Below are 23990 nucleotides of genomic sequence, written 5' to 3'. Positions count from 1 at the left end.
CAAAGAGAAGTGCTCATTAAAAATAAATTATGGAAGTAGTTCAATATACACTTATAACATTGGCAGTGTTTGTAATAATGGAAGCAATAACTTGGCTAACCCATAAATACATCATGCACGGGCTAGGATGGTATTTCCATGAAGATCATCATCAACCGGGGTATCCTCATGTTTTTGAAAAAAACGATTTCTTTTTGTAGTATTTGCAACACCTAGCATTTTACTATTCCTTTTTGGAGCTACAAATGGTATTAATTGGATGTTTTTTGTAGGATTAGGAATATTTTTTTATGGGTTGGCTTATTTTTTAATACACGATGTACTCATTCACAGACGATTTAATTGGTTTGAAAATACTAACAATTGGTATTTACGTGCCTTACGAAAAGCGCACAAAATGCATCACAAACATTTAGGTAAAGATGATGGTGAGTGTTTTGGGATGTTATTTGTTCCTATAAAGTATTTTAAAGAAGCAAAAAAATCAATGCAAAAGAATGAATAGCTTGGAAAAATATTATTATATAGTATTAGATGTAGCTAGTTTTCTTATTCCTTTTCTTTTTAGTTTCGAAAAGAAATGGATGTATTTTATACGTTTCTGGAAACCTTATTTTATAAGTATTTTACTTGTAGGATTAGTTTTTATTATTTGGGATATTTATTTCGCTTACCAAAATGTTTGGGGTTTCAATGATACTTATTTACTTGGAATTCGCTGGTGGAAACTACCTCTTGAAGAATGGCTTTTTTTCTTATTGATCCCCTACTCTAGTAATTTTATACATTATTCCTTTTGTTATTTTTTACCCTATATCAAATTAAATAAAAAAGCCACACAAAACATTAGTATCCTATTATTTCTTGTTAGTTCAGGAATTTTTATTCTAAATCTTGACAAAATTTATACTGCTTCAAGTTTTGGGCTTTTTGCTTTATTAATGCTTTGCCAATCTATTTACAGATGGAACTATGCACGTCAATTTTACTTGAGTTTTATTATAATCTATCTTCCTTTCTTTCTAGTTAATTCGGTTCTTACAGGTATGTTCACAAACCAACCTATTGTATTTTATAACAATCTTGAAAATTTAGGTATTCGAATAGGAACTATGCCTGTAGAAGACAGTTTTTACTGCTTTAGTATGCTTTATGGAAGTGTAATCTTATTTGAAATACTAAAAAGAAATGGAATTATTCAACGGAATTGTCATATAATCAATAAAACATGAAAATCGATATAAAAAAACAATCGGGAATATATACATTGACCTCAAAACAAGTGTTACCGCTGAGTTTAGAAGAAGCTTGGCATTTCTTTACCTTGCCCAAAAACTTAGACAAAATCACTCCTAAGGAAATGGAATTTTGTATTACAAACAATCCAGGTGATACCACGTATGCAGGACAAATTATTACATATAAAATTGGTATTTTACCATTCATAAAAAACAATTGGGTAACAGAAATAACTCATTTTCATCACCAAAAATTTTTTGTTGATGAGCAACGTTTTGGTCCCTATGCTATGTGGCACCACGAACATCATTTTGAAACTACATCAGATGGTCATGTCCTAATGACTGATATTGTTAATTTTAAATTACCTATGGGCATAGTTGGTGATTTGCTCCTTGGAAGTTGGGTATCAAACAAAGTCCAATTTATTTTTGAAAGCCGATTCAATATTTTAAAAGAACTTTTTAAATAATTAAATTTAGAATACATGACTATTTTTTGGTTTAGACGAGATTTACGATTAGAAGACAATACGGCTTTATATTTTGCTTTACTGGAAAATGAAAGTGTAGTCCCTATTTTTATTTTTGATCCCACTATTTTAGATCAACTAGATAAAGATGATGCCCGTGTTACCTTCATCCATCAACAACTAGTAACTATTAATAACCAACTAAAAACAATTGATAAATCTTTAGCCGTATTTTACGGAGATCCTTTGGCTATTTTTTCAAAACTTATATTAGAAAATAAAGTTGAAAATGTCTATGCCAATCATGACTATGAACCAGCTGCTAGAAAACGTGACAAAGCTATAAATGAATTACTAAAATCACATAAAATAGCTTTCAAAACCTGCAAAGATCAAGTAATTTTCGAAAAAAGTGAAGTTGTTAAAGATGACCAAAGTCCTTATGTAGTTTATACACCTTATTCAAAAAAATGGAAAGAAAAATTGAGTACTACGGCACTCCCGAATTATCCTTCTGAAACACTTTTACATAAAATAATTTGGCACAGTTATACTTTTTTACCTTTAGAAAACATAGGCTTTAAGCCAACATTAATTTCATTACCAAAATATACAATCACCGAAGAGTTAGTTACAAATTATGAAGCTACACGAAACTTCCCCAGTATACGGGAACTTCTTTACTAGGTATACATTTACGCTTTGGGACAATAAGTATTAGGAAACTAGTAAAATACGCCCAATGTTTTGCAAATCCAACCTTTTTGAATGAGCTTATTTGGAGAGAATTTTTTATGCAAATATTATGGCACTTTCCGCATACGGTTACTAAAAGTTTTAAGGAAAAATATGACCAAATTCAATGGGAAAACGACGAAATTAATTTCAAAAAATGGTGCGAAGGAACAACTGGTTACCCATTTGTTGATGCAGGTATGCGCGAACTCAATGCCACAGGACACATGCACAATAGGGTACGTATGATAGTAGCTAGTTTTTTATGCAAACATTTACTAATCGATTGGCGCTGGGGTGAAGCTTACTTTGCCAACAAATTATTAGACTACGAACAGTCGAGCAATGTGGGCAACTGGCAATGGGCAGCTGGAAGCGGAGTAGATGCTGCGCCCTACTTTAGAATATTTAATCCCACTGAACAAATTAAAAAGTTTGATGCTGATTTAAAATACATCAAAAAATGGATTCCTGAACTAGAAACACCTCGCTACCCAAAACCTATAGTAGATCATAAATTAGCCCGAGAGAAATGTCTATTTACCTATAAGATAGCATTGAAGTAAATATAATTTTTATTCTTAAATTATAGATAAAAACAAGTATAATAGTAAAAAAATTTTTCTTTTATCAAAGTTTTCTTTAAAATAGTTTTATTATATTTTTATCCAGTTTTTAAACCATTTTACATTTTAAATATAAAAAAAGATGAAACTATATTATAACATATCATTCCTAGTTTTTTTACTTATTTCATGTTCTAAAAAAATAGAATTAGAAGAATTAAAAAAATTAAACGGTTATTGGCAAATTGAAAAAGTAAAAGTTAAAGAAGGAGAAAACAAAGAATATACAATAAATGAAAATTATGATTATATTGAGCTCAATAAAGAACATGGATTTCATAAAAAAGTACGTTGGCAACCTACAGGTAAATTTTTGATTAACGACTTACAAGAAACGATAAAAGTAATTAAAAAAGAAGACGAAATTTATTTAGAATTTAGTTCAAAGTTTGGAAAACATACAGATAAGCTTTTAAAAATAACGGATAAAGAAATGATTTTAGAAGTAGAAAATGGCAATGAAAATTATTATACTAAAGTAATGGAAGATGGCAAAGCGATTAAATAATGACAGTCCAATAGGAGATATACTAAAGCAAATCATTGAAACCAATAAATTGGAAAAAGGATTAAATCAAATTTCTGTAGTTGACGCTTGGAAAAATTTAATGGGAAATGGAGTGAATCATTACACACGGGCAGTTGTATTAAAAGGATCTGTGTTATATGTGGAGTTGAATTCGGCTGTTTTACGTGAAGAATTAAATTACGGAAAGCAAAAAATTATAAAAATGATAAATGAAGAGTTAGGAGGAGAAATAGTAAAAGACGTTGTATTACGATGATTTTTAGAACATATAAACGATAATAAAAAAATAGGCTTATTGAGAGATAATTACAAATATACATATATGAATTTTTTAAAACTAAATGCTAAATTGACATTACTGGCGGTAATGCAATTGTCCGTTTTGAGTTGTAACAAAGAAGAGGTTACAATCGGTGAATCTGGGAAGGAAGGGAAGGATCTTAAAGGGGAAAGCATTTATGCTGGTCCCAAATCAGAATTACAAATTAGTAAAAAAATCCTTTTCCCATCATCAAATGAAAGAGGTTATTCGAGTTGTAAAACAATTGAAGAAGGTTACAATAAAACATTTGATAACTTTTCAAAATTAGGGTCAGGATCTCATTTATTGTGGCCGGAAACCTTATTCAAGGAGGAACTGTTGTTTCAGGTAACTTAGCATCTATTCCTATTGATGAAAGCGGAAGAAATAAAATAGAAGTAAAAGTAGATGCTTTTTCCTCTAATTTATCAAAGCCATCAAGCTTAGTAATAGAAAATCCAACACCCGGTAAAGTACAAAGTGCTTTAGAAAAAATAATAGACGGATATTATACATCAGGAACTAAGTTTTCGGCTAATTATGCAGTTGAAATTCAGAGAACGTATGATAGTAAACAATTACAAGTAGCATTAGGAGTAGGTTATACAGGACCTGCTGTAGGTCTATCAGCTAGTTTGGGTATAAACTTTAAAAAGAACAAGACATATTATGCTGTAACCCTTAAACAAAAATTCTTCAATGTATCAGTATCTGCAAAACCAGGACTTCAAGGAGATTTTGGTTGGATAAAAATGGATTATCCGAAGGCTGAATTTGATAAATATATTGGAGCAAATAATCCAGCTGCTTATATAGCATCTGTAACCTATGGTAGATTATATACTTTAGTTTATGAATCAGATGAAAACTCGTTTGAGATGGAACAAGCTTTAAACTTTGCATATAAAAATCCGGGAGCAAAAATAACAGTTGATCAAAAACTAAAATATGCTAGTACATTACAAAATACAAAAGTATATGCAAAACAATTAGGAGGTAATGCAACAGGCGGATTAGATGCCGCATTTGGAGCTTTTGCAGGAAATTTTGAAAAAGTAAGAGAATTTGTAGTGAATGGAGCAGAGGTTTCTAAAGAGAATCCGGGGTATCCAATAGAATACACAGCGGTAAACATAGAATCTAACCTTGATGTTACCATAAATGTTAATGGAGTGTCTACATATTCAGAATGTCAAGAATCTTTGTACACAACCAAAACTATTGAAGAAGCTAAAAAAGGAGTAGATAAATTAAAATCAGATTATGGAATAGCCAATTGTGCTAAGATTATCATATTTAATAACACCGATAGAGAAGTTATATTAAAAAATTATACTCCTTGGTATGGTAGTTATTTTTATAATATACCACCAAGCTCTATTCCAGCCGGAAAATATGGATATGTCTTAGCTGTTCATAAAACAGGTGTTGCAACAGGTACATTTAATCAAATTTCGTATTTATTGGATAGTAAAACGGTAAGCTTTGGAACCTACGCACCTTGGGAACAAGCTAGAACCAATAATGTTTTAGTTGGTTTTAAAGAAATAACAGAAAACGAGTTATACAATAATAGTGTAAGACCTTCTATAGAAAAATTAGAAGACAATATTAGAGTTAAAGGAACTATTTCTACAGGAGATTCTCCTTATGTAAATTTTGAAATTAATGGTAAAGGAAATAGTTTTGTAAATTAAGAAAATAAAAAAGAGTTAATTTAAAAAAATCTGTACAAATCTTTTTGTGCAGATTTTTTTGTTTGAACCCAAATTACGCATTAGATTTCGTAGAGAAGATGAAAAAGCAAAGAAAATAGAAATGCACGAAAAATTTTTCTTGAAGATAGGGGGTAAAAGCTATAATCTGACGAACCGTTTGTTACTTCGATTCAACAAAGACATCAAGAGGGAAGAGCGTATTGCTAAGATAAATAAAGAGCTGGTGTATGGTGTTTTTTATATTTTAAAAACCCCTTTTTATTTGTACTAAATGTCTGATGCGTAATCTGGGTTTAATAAAATGTAAGAAATGATGGGTAATGAAAATAAGGTGTCCTAAAAGTCGAATCCGTTTTTTGATAGCGGTTGAATTTTTAATAAGAAAAAAAAGCTGTCCTTTTGGACAGCCTTTTTGTAATAATTAGACTATTTTATTACGTTTTCTATCATTTTCATTCAAGTAGATTTTGCGTAAACGTAACGATTTTGGTGTTACCTCAACGTATTCATCTTTTTGGATGTATTCTAAAGCTTCTTCCAATGTAAACTTGATTGCAGGGACAATTCTCGTTTTGTCATCAGCACCTGCACTACGGAAGTTGGTTAATTGTTTTGTTTTGGTGATGTTGATAACCATATCGTCACCTCTTGAATTTTCACCTACTACCTGACCTTCGTATACATCCTCATTTGGATCTACAAAAAACTTACCTCTATCTTGTAACTTGTTAATAGAGTAAGGAATTGCTTTTCCGTTTTCCATACAAATTAATGAACCACTAATACGTCCAGCAATTTCGCCTTTGTATGGTTGGTATTCTAAGAAACGGTGTGCCATGATAGCCTCACCTGCTGTAGCAGTTAATAATTGGTTACGTAATCCAATGATACCACGAGATGGGATGATGAATTTAATAATCATACGTTCTCCTCTCGGTTCCATACTTAGCATTTCACCTTTACGTACTGTTACAAATTCTACAGCTTTACCTGAAACGTTTTCTGGTAAATCAATAGTTAATTCTTCTACAGGTTCACATTTTACACCATCAATTTCTTTAATGATAACTTGAGGTTGTCCGATTTGTAATTCATAACCTTCGCGACGCATGGTTTCAATTAAAACAGACAAGTGTAATACACCACGACCAAACACCATAAATTTATCAGCAGAATCAGTTTCATTAACACGTAAGGCTAAGTTTTTTTCTAATTCTTTTGTTAAACGATCCTTAATATGACGAGAAGTTACAAATTTACCCTCTTTACCAAAGAAAGGAGAGTCATTAATTGTAAATAACATACTCATCGTTGGTTCATCAATAGCAATAGTTGCTAATGCTTCTGGGTTTTCAAAATCAGCAATTGTATCTCCAATATCAAATCCTTCTAAACCAACAATGGCACAAATGTCACCAGCTGTTACCTGTTGTACTTTTTTTCGTCCAAGACCTTCAAAAGTATGTAATTCTTTAATCTTAGATTTTGTGATGGATCCATCACGTTTAACTAATGAAATATTCATTCCTTCAGCTAAAATACCTCTTTGTAAACGACCAATAGCTATACGACCCGTAAAAGAAGAAAAGTCTAACGAAGTAATTAGCATTTGTGGTGTTCCTTCAGAAACCTTAGGTGCAGGAACATTATTTAATACCATGTCTAATAATGGTTCGATAGATGAAGTTTGAACTTTCCAGTCTTCGCTCATCCAATTATTCTTTGCAGAACCATATACACAAGGGAAGTCTAACTGTTCTTCAGTGGCTCCTAATTCAAACATTAAATCGAAAACTTTTTCGTGTACTTCTTCAGGAGTACAGTTTTCTTTATCTACTTTGTTTATAACCACACATGGTTTTAAACCTAAATCAATTGCTTTTTGTAATACAAAACGAGTCTGTGGCATAGGCCCTTCAAAAGCGTCTACTAATAAGCATACTCCGTCTGCCATGTTTAATACGCGTTCTACTTCTCCACCAAAATCCGCGTGACCGGGAGTGTCAATAATATTAATCTTAGTTCCTTTATAAGTTACGGATACGTTTTTAGAAGTAATTGTGATACCGCGTTCGCGTTCTAAATCATTGTTGTCAAGAATTAAATCTCCTGTATTTTCGTTTTCTCTGAATAATTGACAGTGGTACATAATTTTGTCAACCAAAGTTGTTTTGCCGTGGTCAACGTGTGCGATAATGGCAATATTTCTAATTGATTCCATGTGTGTGATTTTTGAAGGTGCAAAATTACAATTATTTTTTTCTAATTCAATCGTTAACTGTTGATTAGTTTAAAAAGATTTGTTCTCTTTGTGAAAAAATGGAAACTATGGAAGTTAAAACTATTAAATAAGTGATACAAATTTCAGATTTAATTGTTAGAAAATCTGAGGAAAAATGATCTCTTAGGATATTTTGTCGTTGTTTATCGTTATCTTATAATTAGAATATTGAAAAGGATTAAAGAAAATGGGGTTGAGAATAATTACAAGGAGGAGTGTTTGGGTGTGTGGGTGATAAATCGGTATTTTGAAGCTTGTTTTGGTTTAAAGAACAAAAATACCAATAAAAAGGGCTAGATGCTTTCTGCTCTGCTAAAAAGAATCATTTGGATGTATAATATTTATTAGAAAGAGTTGGTGTATATATTAATTTAAATTTAGGGATTGTTATTGTTGTAATTTGCGGACGGCAATATCTAAATGGAATTAAAAAGTATTTTAATAAGATTAATGAAGTGTTAAGAGATGAGGTAGATGGAATATAATAAAAAATAAGAAGTATTTTGTCTTTATTTAAAAGGTTTAATGTTTTTTGTGAAAAGGTAGAATGATTTATTAGTGCAGTTTAGTGTGAAAATAATAAGAGAAGGAGATTGGAATTATGTAAATATACGAATGGGATATGATGGAAACAAGTGGTTAGTAGCTTTAATAGATTGTAAGGTAATGGGGCTAGGAGAGATATTGGTTCTTGAAAAGAGGTTTTGAGTTAGATTGTAACGATGGTTTTGTTTTTTGAAATGGCTTTTGTGAGGCGGTGAAATAGGGGATTTATAAAAAAGACTATTCCGTTTAAATTCAATTGTTCATAAAGCTTTATTGTGAAAAAACAATAAATTCAATGCTTAAGGAGAATTTTGGAAGAAGAAATAAGAGGTGTTTTGATAATTAAAATTGAAGTATGTGCTTGAATTGTGAGAAAGATAAAAAAGAGATAGTTTTGTTTTGTTCGTCCGCTTTGTTTGAGTTTAATAAGATTTGGATTGATGATATTTATTTTGGAATGAAATAGGGGAAATAAAAAATCCCGAATTATTCGGGATTTATTTTTTGAACACTTAATTATAAATTATAAAGCAGCTACGTGTCTTGTTAATTTAGACTTTAAGTTAGAAGCTTTATTGTCGTGTATGATATTTTTCTTAGCTAATTTATCAATCATTGAAATAACACTTGGTAATTTAGCAACTGCCTCTGCTTTATCTGTAGCTAAACGAATAGCTTTTATAGCATTACGAGTAGTTTTGTGTTGGTATCTGTTTAATACTCTTTTCTTTTCGTTACTTCTGATTCTTTTTAATGCTGACTTATGATTTGCCATTTTCTTTAATTTTAATTGTAATAATAATTTATAAACTACTAGTTAAAAAGAAAAACCTCCCATAATTATTTTAATAATTACTTTGGTTTTAACTAATAAAATAATACTTGAGACACTAAGCAATTATTTTATAAAACTTATTTACAACTAATTAGTAGCCCGTAGGGGAATCGAACCCCTCTTGCAAGAATGAAAATCTTGAGTCCTAACCGATAGACGAACGGGCCAAGAAGCCTTATAGTATTTTAAAGTTGTAGCCCGTAGGGGAATCGAACCCCTCTTGCAAGAATGAAAATCTTGAGTCCTAACCGATAGACGAACGGGCCATAAGGCTTTTGTTTTTTACAGTATTTCAAATTTTGTAGCCCGTAGGGGAATCGAACCCCTCTTGCAAGAATGAAAATCTTGAGTCCTAACCGATAGACGAACGGGCCTTTTTGTACTTTGATTGCTTTTTGTTGAGCGATCATTTCCGTATTGCGAGTGCAAAGATACACACATTTTTTAGTTCTGCAATAGCACTCGCAATTTTTTTTTAATTTTTTTTATCTTTTTTTAGTAAGCCTTTGCAAATAAGACTCTTCCGTTTGAAGGATTTCCTGAAAAAATACAATTCCCATTCTCTTCTTTTCGATCTAGAGGGATACAACGAATGGTTGCTTTCGTTAATTCTTTAATTTTTTCTTCAGTTTCTGGAGTTCCATCCCAATGAGCAGATACAAATCCTCCTTTGTTGTCTAAAATATCTTTAAACTCATCAAATGTATTTACTTCTGTAATATGAGTATTTCTGAAATCTAAAGCTTTGTTAAACATTTCTTTTTGTATTTCCTCTAATAGGTTTTCAATAAAGGCTACTGTTTGATCTTTATTAACTACTTGTTTTGATAAGGTGTCACGACGGGCAATTTCAAAAGTTCCATTTTCTAAATCTTTAGGACCTATGGCAACACGAACTGGAACTCCTTTTAATTCCCATTCAGCAAATTTAAATCCTGGTTTTTGTGTAGTTCGGTTATCAAATTTAATAGAAAGGCCTAGTTTTCTTAATGATTTACTTAGTTCATCGGCTACCTCGGTAATTTTTTCTAGCTCTTCTTCTGATTTGAAAATAGGAACGATAACAACTTGAATAGGAGCTAAATTAGGAGGTAATACTAATCCGTTATCATCTGAATGGGTCATGATTAAAGCTCCCATTAAACGAGTAGAGACTCCCCATGAGGTTCCCCATACGTACTCTTGTTTACCTTCAGCGCTTGTAAATTTTACATCAAAGGCGTTGGCAAAGTTTTGTCCTAAAAAATGCGAAGTTCCCGCTTGTAAAGCTTTACCATCCTGCATTAAAGCCTCTATGCAAAAAGTTTCCTCAGCACCAGCAAAACGCTCATTGGCTGTTTTTACTCCTTTTACCACAGGTATAGCCATAAAGTTTTCAACAAAATCAGCATATACATTCATCATTTGTACTGTTTCGTTCAAAGCTTCTTGTTTGGTGGCATGAGCCGTATGGCCTTCTTGCCATAAAAACTCTGCTGTACGTAAAAATAAGCGAGTACGCATTTCCCAACGTACCACATTTGCCCATTGATTGATCAATAAAGGAAGATCTCTATATGATTGAATCCAGTTTTTATAGGTACTCCAAATAATCGCTTCAGAAGTAGGGCGTACAATTAGCTCTTCTTCTAGTTTAGCATTAGGATCAACCATTAATTTTCCGGTCTTTCTTCATCATTTTTTAAACGGTAATGTGTAACTACTGCGCACTCTTTAGCAAAGCCTTCTGCATTTTTTTCTTCCGCTTCAAACATGCTTTTAGGTACAAAAAGAGGAAAATAGGCATTGCTATGTCCTGTTTCTTTAAACATTTTATCTAATTGCGCTTGCATTTTTTCCCAAATTGCATATCCGTAAGGTTTTATAACCATACATCCACGAACTGCTGAATTTTCAGCTAAATCAGCTTTTACTACTAGTTCGTTATACCATTTAGAATAATCGTCTGCGCGCTTTGTTAAGTTCTTGCTCATTATCAGTATTTTGGCACAAAAATTGTGATTTGTTAAAGTTGAAATAATTTGTGCAAAACTAGTTATTTTTGTATTGTCCAACAATAAAAAATTGAGAAATGAAAACAATCTGCCAATATTTAGGAAGTACTGTTGTCAAAATAGTATTAGTAAGCATGGGGATTTTTATCCAAGCTTGTGGTTCTTATCAAAATGTTTCCTATTATGATAATGATGGAATTTACGGTTCAACTCCTAAAGAAGTAGGAGGGGATCAGATAGTTAAAGATTTAAATAATAATGGAGGGCGTTATAAAGAATATTTTGGAGCTAAAACAAATGATTTTCAAAAATCTGATAATGAGGTTTTTACAGATATTTCGAGTTATTCTTCAAGGAAAGATACAACTAAAACGGCAGTGAAACAGAGTTATGCAGGTTGGGGAAATAATGATAAACAATTAACTGTCAATGTGTATAATAGTTCATGGAATAATTGGGGCTGGAACTATGGGACATGGTGGAATCATTGGGGGTATAGATCTTATTATTCAGGATTTAGTTATTGGAATGATTGGTATTACAGCCCTCATTGGGGATATACTTATTATGGACCTCATTGGAGAGCAGGTTGGTATAATAATCCCTATTATTATGATGGATTTTATACTAATAGTTACTACGGTTGGAATGATTCTTATTATCATGGAGGAAGTTATATTTACAGTATGGGAAGAAGATCAAATATGTATGAAGGAACAGGTTATTCAAATTCGTATTTAAATTTTGGAAGAACAACCAATTATAACCTAATCCCCCAAAGGAATTATAATACTAATTCGATTTATACAGGTACAAGGAGAAGTGGAGGAGAAGTGCAAAATTTAATAAATGATCAGAATCCAAGAACTTACGAATCACCTAGAACTTACGAATCACCTAGAACTTACGAATCACCTAGAACTTACGAATCACCTAGAACTTACGAATCACCTAGAACTTACGAATCACCTAGAACTTACGAATCACCTAGAACTTACGAATCACCTAGAACTTACGAATCACCTAGAACTTACGAATCACCTAGAACTTACGAATCACCTAGAAGTTACGAATCGCCTAGAAGTTATGAATCACCTAGAAGTTATGAATCGCCTAGAAGTTACGAATCGCCTAGAAGTTACGAATCACCTAGAAGTTACGAATCGCCTAGAAGTTATGAATCACCTAGAAGTTACGAATCACCTAGAAGTTATGAATCTTCCCCTAGAGCTTATAATAGTGGATCAAATTCAGGAGGAGGGAGACGATAACCTAAGGATTTATTGAAAAAATATAAAACATGGTTTTTATTTAAAACTTTATAGATAAAAAAATGAAAAAAATTTATATAGCATTCACTATTGTTGTAAACTTTTTAAATAGTAATGCACAAGGAATAAAAGAAGCATTACAGTATTCTATAACAGATATGAACGGAACGGCTCGATTTAGAGCATTAAGTGGTGCTTTTGGTGCCTTAGGAGGCGATTTGTCAGCTATAAGTGTTAATCCTGCAAGTTCTGTTGTATTTGTAAATAATCAATTTGCTTTTACTTTAAGTAATAAATACAATACTGTAAAAAACCAATATCTTGGAATGAATACGACTACTAATACGGCTGGTTTGGATTTTAATCAAATTGGCGGTGTTTTTGTTTTTGAAAATAATAGTAAATATTCAGGATGGAATAAATTTGCTTTAGCTTTAAATTATGATAATCAAGCGAGTTTTAAAAACACTGTGACGATATTGGGAGAAAATCCTTTGAATTCGATTGACCAATATTTTTTAAATCAAGCAACAGGAATGCGTTTTTCAGATATTTCGAGTTTTAATTACAGTCAAATGGGATTTCGTCAAAATCAAGTCGCATTAGGCTATAAATCACAATTGTTAGATTATGATACTTCAAAAAATATATTTTATGCAAATATTTCACATGCTTCTGATGGAGGAAATTATATTCAAAAAAGTTATATAACTAATACGGGGTATAGTGGAAAACTAGCTTTTAATTTTTCCGCAGAATATGATAAAAAACTAATGTTTGGAATGAATTTAAATGCACATTTTTCAGATTATACTCAACAGAAAACTTTTACTGAAAAAAATAATAAAGCCTATTATTCAATAGGAGCAACAATAAATGATATCTCATTTTATAATGAATTGACAACAAAAGGGTCTGGTTTTTCACTTCAATTAGGAGCGATTTATAAACCTATTGCTGGTTTAAGATTAGGTATTACTTACGAGTCGCCTACTTGGATGGTGTTAGAAGATCAGTTAATACAAAGAATATCCACATCAGGAGTCGTTAAAACTGCTGGAACTAATTATGTACCTGTTAATAATAGAGTGGATCCAAGAACCATTGTTTTATTTGCACCCTATACGATTGTTACTCCGAGTAAATGGAGTTTTAGTGGAGGATACGTTTTTGGAAAACAAGGATTTATTAGTTTTGATTATAGTGTAAAAGATTATTCTGGAATTGTATTCAAACCCTTTAATCAGTTCAATAATCCAGATGATAACAATTCTAATAATATATTTCCTAATTTATTTAAAACAGCCAATGAGTTTAGAGTAGGGATAGAGAAAAAAGTAAAACAATGGAGTTTACGTGGAGGATATAGATACGAAGAATCACCTTATAAAAATAAAAGTTTAATGAGCGATTTAAATGGTTTTTCAGGTGGTTTTGGTTATAATTTTGGAGGAACAAAAATAGATTTTGCTTTTTCTACTTCTAAAAGAAGCTATAAAGAACAAATTTTTGAGGGAATTCCTGATTTAGTTAATACTACAAAAAGAAATAATAGCGCAACTATTACACTTTCATTTGAGTTGTAAATAAATAAAAGAAAGAGAGTATTAAAAAAATAATAGTAAGTTTTATTTATAAATTTAACGATAACAAAGAAAAGTATAAAATGCTCCCTGTTGAATTTTTTAAAGTTTCCTTTTGATTAAAAACGAAGATTAAACGAAGTTAATAGACTTGATTGTGACTCTTTTAGATAATCTTTTTTGTTTACAAGTAAAGAAGTGTTTTTGGTTTAGAGTGCCTTATCTTTCAATTTTTTATCGTAGTTTTGCACTCCAATTTTTTATAGTTATGAGAACCAAGACATTAAAGAAAAATAAAATCAATGTAATTACCCTAGGTTGTTCTAAAAATGTATATGATAGTGAAGTTTTAATGGGGCAGCTAAAGGCGAGTGGAAAAGAAGTAGTACATGAGCAAGAAGGAAATATTGTGGTAATTAATACTTGTGGTTTTATTAATAATGCCAAAGAAGAATCGGTTAATACTATATTAGAGTATGTAGATAAAAAAGAACAAGGTTTAGTAGATAAAATTTTTGTGACAGGTTGTTTGTCAGAAAGATATCGTCCTGATTTAGAAAATGAAATACCAGATGTAGATCAATATTTTGGTACTACAGATTTACCTTTATTATTAAAAGCCTTGGGAGCTGATTATAAACATGAATTATTAGGAGAACGTTTAACTACTACTCCTAAAAATTATGCGTACTTAAAAATTGCAGAAGGATGTGATCGTCCGTGTAGTTTTTGTGCTATTCCTATTATGAGAGGGAAACATGTGTCTCAACCTATAGAAAAATTAGTAAAAGAAGCCCAGAATTTAGCAAAAGAAGGAGTAAAAGAATTGATCTTAATTGCACAAGATTTGACTTATTATGGACTGGATTTATATAAGAAAAGAAATTTAGCCGAATTACTCGAAAACTTAGCTAAAGTAGAAGGTATCGAATGGATTCGTTTGCATTATGCTTTTCCAACAGGTTTTCCTATGGATGTGTTAGAGTTAATGAAACGCGAACCTAAAATTTGCAATTATTTAGATATACCATTACAACATATTTCGGATAGAATATTAAAGTCTATGCGTCGTGGAACTACCTATCAAAAAACAACTCAACTAATAAATGATTTCAGAAAATTAGTTCCAGAAATGACAATCCGAACTACACTTATAGTAGGATATCCAGGTGAAACAGAAGAAGATTTTCAAATACTTAAAAATTGGGTTGAAGAAATGCGATTTGAACGATTAGGATGTTTTGCCTATTCGCATGAAGAAAATACAACCGCTTTTGAATTAGAAGATGATGTGCCAGATGCTGTAAAACAAGCACGAGCTAATGAAATCATGGAGATTCAAGCGCAAATTTCATGGGAACTAAATCAAGAAAAAAATAGGCCAAACTTTTAAATGCGTTATAGATCGTAAAGAAGGCGCTTATTTTGTAGGTAGAACAGAGTTTGATAGCCCAGATGTAGATAATGAAGTGTTAATAGACGCATCTAAATTTTACTTAAAAACAGGGGAATTTGCTATGATTAAAATTATTGAAGCAAGTGAATTTGATTTATATGGAGAACCCATCTAAAAAAAAATAAATTAAAAATACAAAAAACTATACAAAAAGAGTAGATTATTCATTAAAATTGATTTCAGTTAATAATGAAAAACTTGTAAATAAAAGAAAAAAATCTACGATAGAAGTCTAATAATTTGATTTTTTTAACCCAGATTTCAAGAAAGTATTATTCTTTGACAAATGAGAGCTAACTTGCACTTGCGAGCAAAGCCTATGTATAAAATGGTGAATTTATCCCCTCCCAGATTTTGGCTGAAATGTAAAAAGGCTTCCATTTGGAAGCCCTTTGAGACAATCAATGATGAAACACCATGTTATCTCGTATAGAATAATTTAAGCAAAGATATTACATTTCCTCGCATTTTAATAAAAAGATATTTTATGAAAAGTTTCGAAAAAATGCAAATTGTAAATCCCAATGCTGCAGGAATTGATGTTGGGTCACGTTCTCATTTTGTAGCCATAGGACAGGATGAAAATCAAATCAGAGAATTTAATGTTTATCAATCAGGATTATGCGCTTTGGTAGCTTATCTTCAAGAGAACAAGATTCGTAGTGTTGCTTTGGAGTCCACAGGGAGTTATTGGCAATCTTTGTTTATGATCTTGCAGGGAAATGGTTTTGAAGTTCTTTTGGTTCAAGGGACTCAAACAAAAAACCTCAAAGCAAAGACAGATGTGAAAGATGCACAATGGATACAGAAACTTCATTCTTTAGGGTTATTACGAGGTTCTTTTTGCCCTCTGAAAGCACTTTGCAGATAAGAACACTTCATAGACATCGTTCTAGTTTGATTGAACAAAGTTCAAGCTTTGTAAACAAAATGCAAAAAGCATTACGTTTAATGAACTTCAGACTCGACGTTGTGATAAGTGACATCACAGGAGTTTCTGGAATAAGAGTAATTGAGATGATACTATCAGGTGAAACTTCAGGTGAAAAATTAGCTGAATATTGCGACAAACGAGTTAAAAAAAGCAAAGAAGAAATAGCCGACGCTTTACAAGGTAAAATAAACAATGAATACCTACATGAGCTTTCCGATTGTTATGATATTTACAGACTTATTCAAGATAAAATAAAAAACACCGATACTCGTATTGATCAAGTGCTGAAAAAATCAAACCAGAGAAATTGTTTTATCAGAAGATATCGAATTGGTAAAGAAACAGAATAAAGGGAAAAACCAACCCAAATTTGATGTACAGAAATATAGTTTAAAACTTTTTGGAGTAGATCTCTTTGCTATAGAATCAGTTTGCTCAGGAACCGTTACTAGTTTTTTAGCCGAAATAGGCACCGATATATATAAATTCAAGACCTCCAAGCAATTTGTGAATTGGCTCAGGTTAGCTCCAAATAATAAAATTAGTGGAGGTAAGGTTTTGAGTAGCAGAACTCCAAAAGGGAAAAATAAATTTGCATTGACATTAAGAAATGCGGCAAATACAATTGAAAGAAAAAAAGAAGGTTACCTCGTTATGTTCTTTAAAAGGATTTCTTTTAAAAAGGAAGAGGTGCTGCAATTACAGCAACAGCAAGAAAAATAGCAGTTATAATTTGGAATATGATAGTCAAAAAACAACATTATATACCAATAAATACAGACCAATATATTCAAGAAATGAAGAATAAAAAAACGATACAAATTAAAAAAATGATTAAAAAATACGGAATCGAAACTACTTCTTTATCAATTCCTTAAATTAAGTTAGATAGAATTCCGCATTAGACTTTGTTGTGAAACAAAATTTTTCAATAAATTCAAGTGCTCACGGAAAATTTTAGAAGAAGAAATAGTGAACTATTTTGATGATTAAAATTTGAGTACGTGCTTGAATTTGAAGAAAAATAAAGTGGAATAGATTTACTTCGTCTATTCGCTACGCTCGGGTCTAAGGTGTAATCTGGGTTTAATCAACTAGATCGACTAATAAAATGTTATAATATTTCTTTTTGTGTAGTTTTTTATGTAAAAAGTAGGTTCTGTTTGTTTTATATTTTCTTAATTACTTCCAAAAAGGAACCATAGAGGTCCATATAGAAGCAATTAATAGAAATTTAGATAGGAAGCAATATTATAAAACTATTAAACAATTTTCTTTGAATATATGAAACGGTTTAGAAAACCAAAATATTTCAAAATCTTCAAAATTTTCTTCAAAACTGCTTTTTATTTGCCCTAAAGTTATAGAAATATTATTTTTTATAGTCAAATTAGTTAATTGTTGATTCAACCAAATAGCCTTTTCTTTTTCTAAATGAATGGAAAAACGATTTGTTTTTGTTTGTAAAATCATTTCAGCCATTTCCCAAGATTTTCCTTTCTTATTTTTTGTAAAATATTTTATTTGCGGAAGATTAGAGATGAAATAAACTTTTTGATTAGGCTTAAAATGAAAAGAATTTTCGCTAGTTAGACAATTTTCAATAAAATTAGCAGGAATTTTAGTTCGAGGAATTTTAAAATCAAACCAATCTTGTAAAGGAAAATCAAAACACAAACCATGCATATAGTTGAAAAGGGATTTTTTTAGACCAAAACTAAATTGATCATGGTTAATACCCGTCTTATCTTCAAATAAGATATCATTATTAGCAAAAGTAATATCTTTTATTTGAGGCGTTACGCCAAATTCTTCTGGATTAAGACCTATAGGGCTATGGGCAGTCATGGCAAATTGATGCCAAAAACCACTTTGTAATATGCCTATTTCAAAAAGTTGACGTACCATTTCTAAACTATCAATCGTTTCTCGGATTGTTTGAGTTGGATATCCATACATTAGATAAGCATGTACCATAATACCAGCTTCGGTGAAATTACGTGTTACACGAGCTACTTGTTCTACTGTTACACCTTTTTTAATTAGGGCTAATAAACGATCAGATGCTACTTCTAATCCGCCTGACACCGCTATACAACCTGAAAGTTTTAGAAGTAAACATAAATCTCTTGTGAAACTTTTTTCAAACCGGATATTAGTCCACCAAGTTACAATTAGATTTCGTCTTAAAATTTCGAGAGCAACCTCTCGCATTAAGGCAGGAGGAGCTGCTTCATCTACAAAATGAAAACCATTTTCACTTGTTTGTTCAATTAATTCTTCCATTCGATCTACGATGATTCGAGCCTGAATAGGCTCGTAAATTTTTATATAATCTAATGAAATATCACAAAACGTACATTTACCCCAATAACAACCATGTGCCATAGTTAATTTATTCCAACGACCATCACTCCATAGACTGTGCATAGGGTTGGCTATTTCTATTACAGAGATGTAGCGATCAAGTAAAAGATCGGAATAATCAGGTGTACCTACTTGACTTTGTTTGTAATCGGGAAGAATAGAGTTGTTTTGAAAGACAACCTCGCCATTTTCAAGAAGAAAAGTCCTTTTCAGTTGTGTTTCTTTAGAACTTGTATGAAAAATATGATGATATAATAATTCTAAAGGCAATTCGCCATCATCAAGTGTAATAAAATCAAAGAATTCAAAAACCCTTTTGTCTTTTAAATCACGGAGTTCTGTGTTTGGAAAACCACCTCCCATAGCGATTTTTACTTCAGGATAATATTTTTTAATGAATTGTGCACAACGAAAAGCACTATATAAATTACCGGGAAAAGGAACCGAAAAACAAATGAGCTTAGGTTGCGTGATTTTAATTTTTTTTAAAAGAATATCAAGTGTAATAATATCAATATGTGTGGGATCTTTTTGTAAAAAACTATAAAGTTCATCAAAAGAATTAGCACTTCGTCCTAATCGTTCAGCATAACGACTAAAACCAAAATTTTCATCCACACATTCTATGATATAATCAGATAAATCCTCAAGATATAAAGTCGCTAAATGTTTAGCTTTATCTTGCATTCCCATATTACCAAAAGCCCATTCCAGATCGTCTAACTGCTCAAAACGAGATGCTTCGGGTAAAAATTTCCTGCGCATATTTGACGCGCCAGTGAAGGTTTTTTTCCTTGTAAAAAAGCAATAACATTTTCAATGGTTTTTATATATTCTTCTTTTAGTGCATATATTCGTTGCGAGTTTTCCGTTAAATTTTTAGATTGTATATCTTGAATGTCAAATATTTTTTCAAGCCCTTTTTTAGAAAACAATTCTAAAATAACATCAATACCCAAATCTATTTGAAATGAGTCAATAGATTTAGTATTCAAAAAGCCCTTTATATAGGCCGTAGCTGGATACGGAGTATTCAGCTGTGTAAAAGGAGGAGTGATCAGTAGAATATCTTTCAAAGGATTGTTTTTTTGCAAAGGTAAATCTAAAAATGGATTCTGTTGAAATTTTCATTCACATTCCGCATTAGATTTCGTTGTAAAACGAAAAAAATAAGCGGAAGTATCCACGTAAAAGTTTAGAAGAAAATAAGTTAACTATTTTGATGAATAAAAATTAAGTACGCGCTTCAATTTGCGGAATGATAAAAATAGAATAGATTTTTCCGCCAATTAACCTCAATTCAAATCTAATGCGTAATCTGGGTTTAATCATTACCATTATCTTGAAAATATGAAGCAGATCTACTTATGAAATTTGTTGTCATACGAAAAAAAGAGATCAATTGTATCCCGAGTTTCAAAAAGAGATTCCGATCATATTGTAAGAAGATGTTAAAAACGAAAGAAAGAACCAATCTATTTGCTATTTTTACCCAAAAAAGAACTATGCCAACAGATTGTATTACTTTTCAAAATTCAGGGTATTTTTCCTCATTGATTGTTGATTATTTAAATCAAGAAAAGAAAACGCAATCGTTTTATAATCGCTTCCCTAAGATTGAAAATTTTTTAGATCAAATAGAAGAAAAAAAAAATAACTACAGTGTAAAAAATCGAGCGGTTTTAGTTAATTCACTATTAAAACAAAATAAAGATTTTGATATTAGTGAAACTACTCTGAATAATATTCATTTGCTAAATGAACGAAATACTTTTACAATTACCACAGGACATCAACTTAACTTATTTACAGGGCCACTGTATTTTATTTATAAAATTGTATCTACAATTAATTTGTGTTTGGAGTTAAAATTACAATATCCTGAATATCATTTTGTTCCAATTTATTGGATGGCAACAGAAGATCATGACTTTGAAGAAATTAATTATTTCAAACTAAATAAAGAGAAACTTACTTGGAGCAAACAATCCAAAGGACCAGTAGGAAGATTATCTACTGAAGGATTAGAAGAGATGTTTGAAAAAGTGAAAAAAAGTTTAGGAACCAGCAATTACGCTAAAATACTTACTTCTCTTTTTGAAAAATCTTATTTAGAGCATTCTAATTTAGCAGATGCAACACGTTATTTAGTTAATGAATTATTTAAAGAATATGGATTGGTAATTTTAGATGGAGATGATGGTACTTTAAAGCAACTTTTTATACCTGCTGTTAAGGAAGAACTACTTCAGCAAACGGCATATAAAAAAGTAACAGAAACACTTTCTTCTTTTTCTTACGATATTCAGGTAAATCCTAGAGCGATCAATCTTTTTTATATAGAAGAAGATTTGCGTGAAAGAATTATTTTTGAAAAAGGAAACTACAGAATTAATAATACTAATTTAATTTTTTCAGAAGTTGAAATTTTAGAATTACTAGAAACAAAACCTGAAAATTTCAGTCCTAATGTTATTTTAAGACCTTTGTATCAAGAGCTAATATTACCTAATTTATCCTATGTTGGAGGAGGAGGAGAAATAGCCTATTGGTTAGAGCTAAAAGCCATGTTTGAAGCATTTAAAATTACATTTCCTATTTTGTTGTTGCGTAATTCCGTTGTTATTGCAAGCGAAAAACAGTTAAAAAAAAGCAAATAGTTTACAGTTAACATGGTCCGATTTATTTCTTAAACAATCAGAATTGATTAATAAAAAAACAAAGCAATTTTCAGCTTTTACAATCGATTTTTCAGCACAAAAAGAACATTTGAAAAAACAATTTGAAGGACTTTTAGATATTGCAAATAAAACAGATAAAACATTTCTAAGAGCAGTAAAAGCACAAGAAACAAAACAAATAAAAGGATTAGAAAACTTAGAAAAACGCCTTTTAAAAGCAGAAAAAAGAAATCACGAAGAAAAATTAAAGCGTATTGTTGATCTACAAGAAACCATATTCCCAAATAAAAGTTTACAAGAACGTCAGTTAAACTTTAGTACATTTTATATAGAATATGGAGAAAAGTTTATAATAGAATTGTTTCAAAAACTCCATCCACTTAGTAATCAGTTTAATGTGATTGTTTTTTAAAGGGTTTTTAGAATTCGAATAAATATCAAAAATAAATATTTAAACATTTAAACATTTAAACTAAAGTTTGTACTTTTGCCCCCAAATTTAAAAAACAAAAAAATGGCAGGAAATAGAACTTTCACAATGATTAAGCCAGATGCTGTTGAAAAAGGACACATTGGGGGTATTTTAAATATGATTACTGAAGGTGGTTTCAGAATTGTTTCTATGAAATTAACTCAGTTAACAGTTGCTGATGCACAAAAATTTTATGCTGTACATGCTGAAAGACCATTTTATGGAGAATTAGTAGAATTTATGTCTCGTGGTCCTATTGTTGCCGCTATCTTAGAAAAAGATAATGCTGTAGAGGATTTCCGTACTTTAATTGGTGCTACTAACCCAGCTGAAGCTGCTGAAGGAACTATCCGTAAAAAATATGCAACGTCTATTGGTGAAAATGCGGTTCACGGTTCAGATTCTGATGAGAATGCAGCTATTGAAGGTGCTTTTCATTTTGCAGGAAGAGAAATGTTTTAGTTGAAGAAAAATCAAGATAAAAAAAGTCCACATAATTAGTGGACTTTTTTTATTTCTTAAGTTTGAAAAAGGTATTATTAAAACCGTAATTTAAGCCATATTCCGCATTAGACTTCGTTTTGAAATAAAAATTTAAATAAATTCAAGTGTTCACGGAAAATTTTAGAAAATGAAATAATGAACTATTTTGATGAATAAAATTTGAGTACGTGCTTGAATTAGAAGAAAAATAAAGTGGAATAGATTTCTAATGCTAAATTTGGATTTAACGCGTGCTTTATCACTTCGACCAAGGGAGATAGATTCAAATGATCAATAGTATATGATTTCTTCTATTGTATAAATGATTAGATTCTAAATTTTTAAGACAACCTAATTGAGGATAAAAAAATATACTTTTTTAGATTCAAAGTTTTTATCTGTTTGTAATAAATTTCTAACGCATAATCTTAATCTGGGGTTAAATTAAGATCATCTAATTTTTTTTTTTGTTTGCACTAAATAAAATTGTATTGGATAACTTTTTTTAATGAAATTTTTAAAAAGGGATTATTTTTTTTTATTTAATTCTAGAATCCCTTTAGTTATAAGGAATTGGGCAGTAATGTAAGTTATCATGATAAGAAAACCGGATTTGGGTAATTCTAGTTCTGGATAAAATTTGTTAATGGCTAAAATACTATCAGAACTTACGAAAAATAAAGCACCTATAAGTATTGTTAAATTGTTAGGTTTAGACCAATTAAAATAACCTTTAATAGCCATTAATAGCATGATAGAAATAGTGCTGGCATATATTGTAACAGGTATTTTTAAACCGCCTAGATAAGGAAAAAGAAAATGTAATATTTCGAATAGATAGAGGATTACAAAAATAAAGCCAATCCAAAAGAAGTTGGAGTTTGCTTTGGTTTGATTTTGTTTAGTAAAAAGTAGGATAAAAAGAATATGACTAATTAAGAAAGAAACCAAACCTAGAATAAAAAACAATTCGTCTTTATGGGCAAACATTAAAACGACATCTCCAATCCAGGAAAAAAATAATGCGGAAAGAAGTAGATTTTTTGTACGGAAATCATTGCTTTTGTAAGTTTCTAATACTAAAAAAGGAAGAAGTAATGGTTTAAAATACCAAGCCAAAGCGTCTTGTTTAGTTAGTAATAAAATTAAATAGAATATACTTATACCTGTAAAAATTTTTAAATACTTGCTCATAAAATTAGCTTATATGGAAACGACTTCTTTTTGTTTAAAATCTACTGTTACGAAGTAAAAACTTGCTAAAAGGGAAAATACAAAATAACTCATTATGATGTATGTGCCATAAGGTATTATTTCATCTATTTTAAACCAACCATTAAATAAATAGAGGAAAGTAAATGCTAATACAAAACGAATAGTTTCGTAAATATATGCTAATTTACTTTGGTCCATTAATTCTGTGTAACTATAAACTGTTATAAAAATAAAAAAGCCATAATAAAAAAT

The 23990-nt window shown here is 30.7% G+C and carries 19 protein-coding genes, 3 tRNA genes and 6 pseudogenes; 19 read left to right on the top strand and 9 right to left on the bottom strand.

Annotated elements, in window-relative coordinates:
* The first annotated feature begins 29 nt into the window (after positions 1 to 29).
* From JJC05_RS02925 to JJC05_RS02890, 9 genes and pseudogenes are all read left to right on the top strand, one after another.
* Positions 30 to 505 (top strand): annotated as a pseudogene (locus tag JJC05_RS02925) (sterol desaturase family protein).
* Complete coding sequence (locus tag JJC05_RS02920) at positions 498 to 1232, top strand: lycopene cyclase domain-containing protein (RefSeq protein WP_258929440.1); 735 nt, start codon at positions 498 to 500, stop codon at positions 1230 to 1232. The pseudogene JJC05_RS02925 and the gene JJC05_RS02920 overlap by 8 nt, the downstream one beginning before the upstream one ends.
* Positions 1229 to 1711, top strand: a complete 483-nt coding sequence (locus JJC05_RS02915; protein ID WP_127823217.1) for an SRPBCC family protein — start codon at positions 1229 to 1231, stop codon at positions 1709 to 1711. Before JJC05_RS02920 ends, JJC05_RS02915 begins: the two co-directional genes overlap by 4 nt.
* A gap of 15 nt (positions 1712 to 1726) precedes the next feature.
* Positions 1727 to 3012: pseudogene (locus JJC05_RS02910) on the top strand (cryptochrome/photolyase family protein).
* Positions 3013 to 3154: 142 nt separating this feature from the next.
* Positions 3155 to 3580 carry a lipocalin family protein gene (locus JJC05_RS02905; RefSeq protein ID WP_105196421.1) on the top strand — a complete coding sequence of 142 codons (426 nt, stop codon included), beginning with the start codon at positions 3155 to 3157 and terminating at the stop codon, positions 3578 to 3580.
* Positions 3561 to 3857 carry a DciA family protein gene (locus JJC05_RS02900; RefSeq protein ID WP_088394441.1) on the top strand — a complete coding sequence of 99 codons (297 nt, stop codon included), beginning with the start codon at positions 3561 to 3563 and terminating at the stop codon, positions 3855 to 3857. Before JJC05_RS02905 ends, JJC05_RS02900 begins: the two co-directional genes overlap by 20 nt.
* Before the next feature lie 66 nt (positions 3858 to 3923).
* Positions 3924 to 4259, top strand: coding sequence for a hypothetical protein (locus JJC05_RS16500; protein ID WP_258929439.1), 336 nt, complete (start codon positions 3924 to 3926; stop codon positions 4257 to 4259).
* Positions 4211 to 5599, top strand: a complete 1389-nt coding sequence (locus tag JJC05_RS02895) for a thiol-activated cytolysin family protein (RefSeq protein ID WP_258929438.1) — start codon at positions 4211 to 4213, stop codon at positions 5597 to 5599. The genes JJC05_RS16500 and JJC05_RS02895 overlap by 49 nt, the downstream gene beginning before the upstream one ends.
* A 46-nt stretch (positions 5600 to 5645) precedes the next feature.
* Positions 5646 to 5891, top strand: coding sequence for a hypothetical protein (locus JJC05_RS02890; protein WP_235878167.1), 246 nt, complete (start codon positions 5646 to 5648; stop codon positions 5889 to 5891).
* A gap of 150 nt (positions 5892 to 6041) precedes the next feature.
* Here JJC05_RS02890 and typA read toward each other — a convergent pair whose 3' ends face one another.
* Entirely contained in the window at positions 6042 to 7841 is a 1800-nt protein-coding gene (gene typA / locus JJC05_RS02885) for a translational GTPase TypA (protein WP_088394447.1), read from the bottom strand.
* 630 nt (positions 7842 to 8471) lie between these two features.
* On the opposite strand from typA, the gene JJC05_RS02880 reads away from it, so the two are divergent.
* A complete protein-coding gene (locus JJC05_RS02880) occupies positions 8472 to 8609 on the top strand; it encodes a hypothetical protein (protein WP_181142895.1) in 138 nt (45 codons plus the stop codon).
* A gap of 361 nt (positions 8610 to 8970) precedes the next feature.
* Here JJC05_RS02880 and rpsT read toward each other — a convergent pair whose 3' ends face one another.
* The 5 genes and pseudogenes from rpsT to proS form a co-directional block, all read right to left on the bottom strand.
* The gene (gene rpsT / locus JJC05_RS02875) at positions 8971 to 9222 is read right to left on the bottom strand and encodes a 30S ribosomal protein S20 (RefSeq protein ID WP_088394559.1); all 252 of its coding nucleotides are present in this window, start codon (positions 9220 to 9222) and stop codon (positions 8971 to 8973) included.
* 155 nt (positions 9223 to 9377) lie between these two features.
* Positions 9378 to 9449, bottom strand: a tRNA-Glu gene (locus JJC05_RS02870).
* A 27-nt stretch (positions 9450 to 9476) separates the two neighbouring features.
* Positions 9477 to 9548: transfer RNA gene (locus JJC05_RS02865), tRNA-Glu, on the bottom strand.
* Between the two features lie 36 nt (positions 9549 to 9584).
* Positions 9585 to 9656 (bottom strand) — tRNA-Glu (locus JJC05_RS02860).
* A gap of 121 nt (positions 9657 to 9777) precedes the next feature.
* A pseudogene (gene proS, locus JJC05_RS02855) lies at positions 9778 to 11255 on the bottom strand (proline--tRNA ligase).
* A 98-nt stretch (positions 11256 to 11353) separates the two neighbouring features.
* Here proS and JJC05_RS02850 point away from each other — a divergent pair.
* The 7 genes and pseudogenes from JJC05_RS02850 to JJC05_RS02820 all read left to right on the top strand — a co-directional run bounded on the left by JJC05_RS02850 (position 11354) and on the right by JJC05_RS02820 (position 17398).
* The gene (locus tag JJC05_RS02850; RefSeq protein ID WP_235878165.1) at positions 11354 to 12547 is read left to right on the top strand and encodes a hypothetical protein; all 1194 of its coding nucleotides are present in this window, start codon (positions 11354 to 11356) and stop codon (positions 12545 to 12547) included.
* A gap of 62 nt (positions 12548 to 12609) precedes the next feature.
* Entirely contained in the window at positions 12610 to 14133 is a 1524-nt protein-coding gene (locus tag JJC05_RS02845; protein ID WP_235878163.1) for an OmpP1/FadL family transporter, read from the top strand.
* Positions 14134 to 14398: 265 nt separating this feature from the next.
* A pseudogene (rimO, locus tag JJC05_RS02840) lies at positions 14399 to 15701 on the top strand (30S ribosomal protein S12 methylthiotransferase RimO).
* Between the two features lie 372 nt (positions 15702 to 16073).
* Positions 16074 to 16457: an IS110 family transposase gene (locus JJC05_RS02835; protein ID WP_235877351.1), complete on the top strand. Its 384-nt coding sequence runs from the start codon at positions 16074 to 16076 to the stop codon at positions 16455 to 16457.
* A gap of 59 nt (positions 16458 to 16516) precedes the next feature.
* Positions 16517 to 16870, top strand: a complete 354-nt coding sequence (locus JJC05_RS02830) for a hypothetical protein (protein WP_235878161.1) — start codon at positions 16517 to 16519, stop codon at positions 16868 to 16870.
* Positions 16851 to 17243 carry a transposase gene (locus JJC05_RS02825; protein ID WP_235878159.1) on the top strand — a complete coding sequence of 131 codons (393 nt, stop codon included), beginning with the start codon at positions 16851 to 16853 and terminating at the stop codon, positions 17241 to 17243. The genes JJC05_RS02830 and JJC05_RS02825 overlap by 20 nt, the downstream gene beginning before the upstream one ends.
* Before the next feature lie 17 nt (positions 17244 to 17260).
* Complete coding sequence (locus tag JJC05_RS02820) at positions 17261 to 17398, top strand: hypothetical protein (RefSeq protein WP_235877300.1); 138 nt, start codon at positions 17261 to 17263, stop codon at positions 17396 to 17398.
* A gap of 373 nt (positions 17399 to 17771) precedes the next feature.
* Here JJC05_RS02820 and JJC05_RS02815 read toward each other — a convergent pair.
* Positions 17772 to 19963 (bottom strand): annotated as a pseudogene (locus JJC05_RS02815) (B12-binding domain-containing radical SAM protein).
* Between the two features lie 429 nt (positions 19964 to 20392).
* Between JJC05_RS02815 and bshC the strand changes: the two are divergent.
* Together bshC and JJC05_RS02805 are read left to right on the top strand one after the other, a co-directional pair.
* A pseudogene (bshC, locus tag JJC05_RS02810) lies at positions 20393 to 21980 on the top strand (bacillithiol biosynthesis cysteine-adding enzyme BshC).
* Positions 21981 to 22082: 102 nt separating this feature from the next.
* Positions 22083 to 22502, top strand: coding sequence for a nucleoside-diphosphate kinase (locus JJC05_RS02805; protein ID WP_063744076.1), 420 nt, complete (start codon positions 22083 to 22085; stop codon positions 22500 to 22502).
* A gap of 549 nt (positions 22503 to 23051) precedes the next feature.
* Here the strand turns inward: JJC05_RS02805 and JJC05_RS02800 are convergent.
* Together JJC05_RS02800 and JJC05_RS17905 are read right to left on the bottom strand one after the other, a co-directional pair.
* A complete protein-coding gene (locus JJC05_RS02800) occupies positions 23052 to 23717 on the bottom strand; it encodes a lysoplasmalogenase (protein WP_105196746.1) in 666 nt (221 codons plus the stop codon).
* Between the two features lie 9 nt (positions 23718 to 23726).
* The gene (locus JJC05_RS17905) at positions 23727 to 23936 is read right to left on the bottom strand and encodes a hypothetical protein (RefSeq protein ID WP_309597400.1); all 210 of its coding nucleotides are present in this window, start codon (positions 23934 to 23936) and stop codon (positions 23727 to 23729) included.
* Positions 23937 to 23990: the final 54 nt, after the last annotated feature.

The organism is Flavobacterium davisii, assembly GCF_019565505.1.
GTDB lineage: Bacteria > Bacteroidota > Bacteroidia > Flavobacteriales > Flavobacteriaceae > Flavobacterium > Flavobacterium davisii.
The sequence above is the reverse complement of the archived record's forward strand: the minus strand, read 5'-3'. Positions and strand labels throughout refer to the sequence as shown.

What these genes read in the sequence shown, in the direction of transcription:
- JJC05_RS16500 (WP_258929439.1), top strand. Translation starts at nt 3,924, where the DNA reads ATGAATTTTTTAAAACTAAATGCTAAATTGACATTACTGGCGGTAATG.
- rpsT (WP_088394559.1), bottom strand. Translation starts at nt 9,222, where the DNA reads ATGGCAAATCATAAGTCAGCATTAAAAAGAATCAGAAGTAACGAAAAG.
- JJC05_RS02905 (WP_105196421.1), top strand. Translation starts at nt 3,155, where the DNA reads ATGAAACTATATTATAACATATCATTCCTAGTTTTTTTACTTATTTCA.
- JJC05_RS02850 (WP_235878165.1), top strand. Translation starts at nt 11,354, where the DNA reads ATGAAAACAATCTGCCAATATTTAGGAAGTACTGTTGTCAAAATAGTA.
- JJC05_RS02820 (WP_235877300.1), top strand. Translation starts at nt 17,261, where the DNA reads ATGATAGTCAAAAAACAACATTATATACCAATAAATACAGACCAATAT.
- JJC05_RS02830 (WP_235878161.1), top strand. Translation starts at nt 16,517, where the DNA reads ATGCAAAAAGCATTACGTTTAATGAACTTCAGACTCGACGTTGTGATA.
- JJC05_RS02845 (WP_235878163.1), top strand. Translation starts at nt 12,610, where the DNA reads ATGAAAAAAATTTATATAGCATTCACTATTGTTGTAAACTTTTTAAAT.
- JJC05_RS17905 (WP_309597400.1), bottom strand. Translation starts at nt 23,936, where the DNA reads ATGGACCAAAGTAAATTAGCATATATTTACGAAACTATTCGTTTTGTA.
- JJC05_RS02835 (WP_235877351.1), top strand. Translation starts at nt 16,074, where the DNA reads ATGAAAAGTTTCGAAAAAATGCAAATTGTAAATCCCAATGCTGCAGGA.
- JJC05_RS02920 (WP_258929440.1), top strand. Translation starts at nt 498, where the DNA reads ATGAATAGCTTGGAAAAATATTATTATATAGTATTAGATGTAGCTAGT.
- JJC05_RS02800 (WP_105196746.1), bottom strand. Translation starts at nt 23,717, where the DNA reads ATGAGCAAGTATTTAAAAATTTTTACAGGTATAAGTATATTCTATTTA.
- JJC05_RS02915 (WP_127823217.1), top strand. Translation starts at nt 1,229, where the DNA reads ATGAAAATCGATATAAAAAAACAATCGGGAATATATACATTGACCTCA.
- JJC05_RS02805 (WP_063744076.1), top strand. Translation starts at nt 22,083, where the DNA reads ATGGCAGGAAATAGAACTTTCACAATGATTAAGCCAGATGCTGTTGAA.
- typA (WP_088394447.1), bottom strand. Translation starts at nt 7,841, where the DNA reads ATGGAATCAATTAGAAATATTGCCATTATCGCACACGTTGACCACGGC.
- JJC05_RS02900 (WP_088394441.1), top strand. Translation starts at nt 3,561, where the DNA reads ATGGCAAAGCGATTAAATAATGACAGTCCAATAGGAGATATACTAAAG.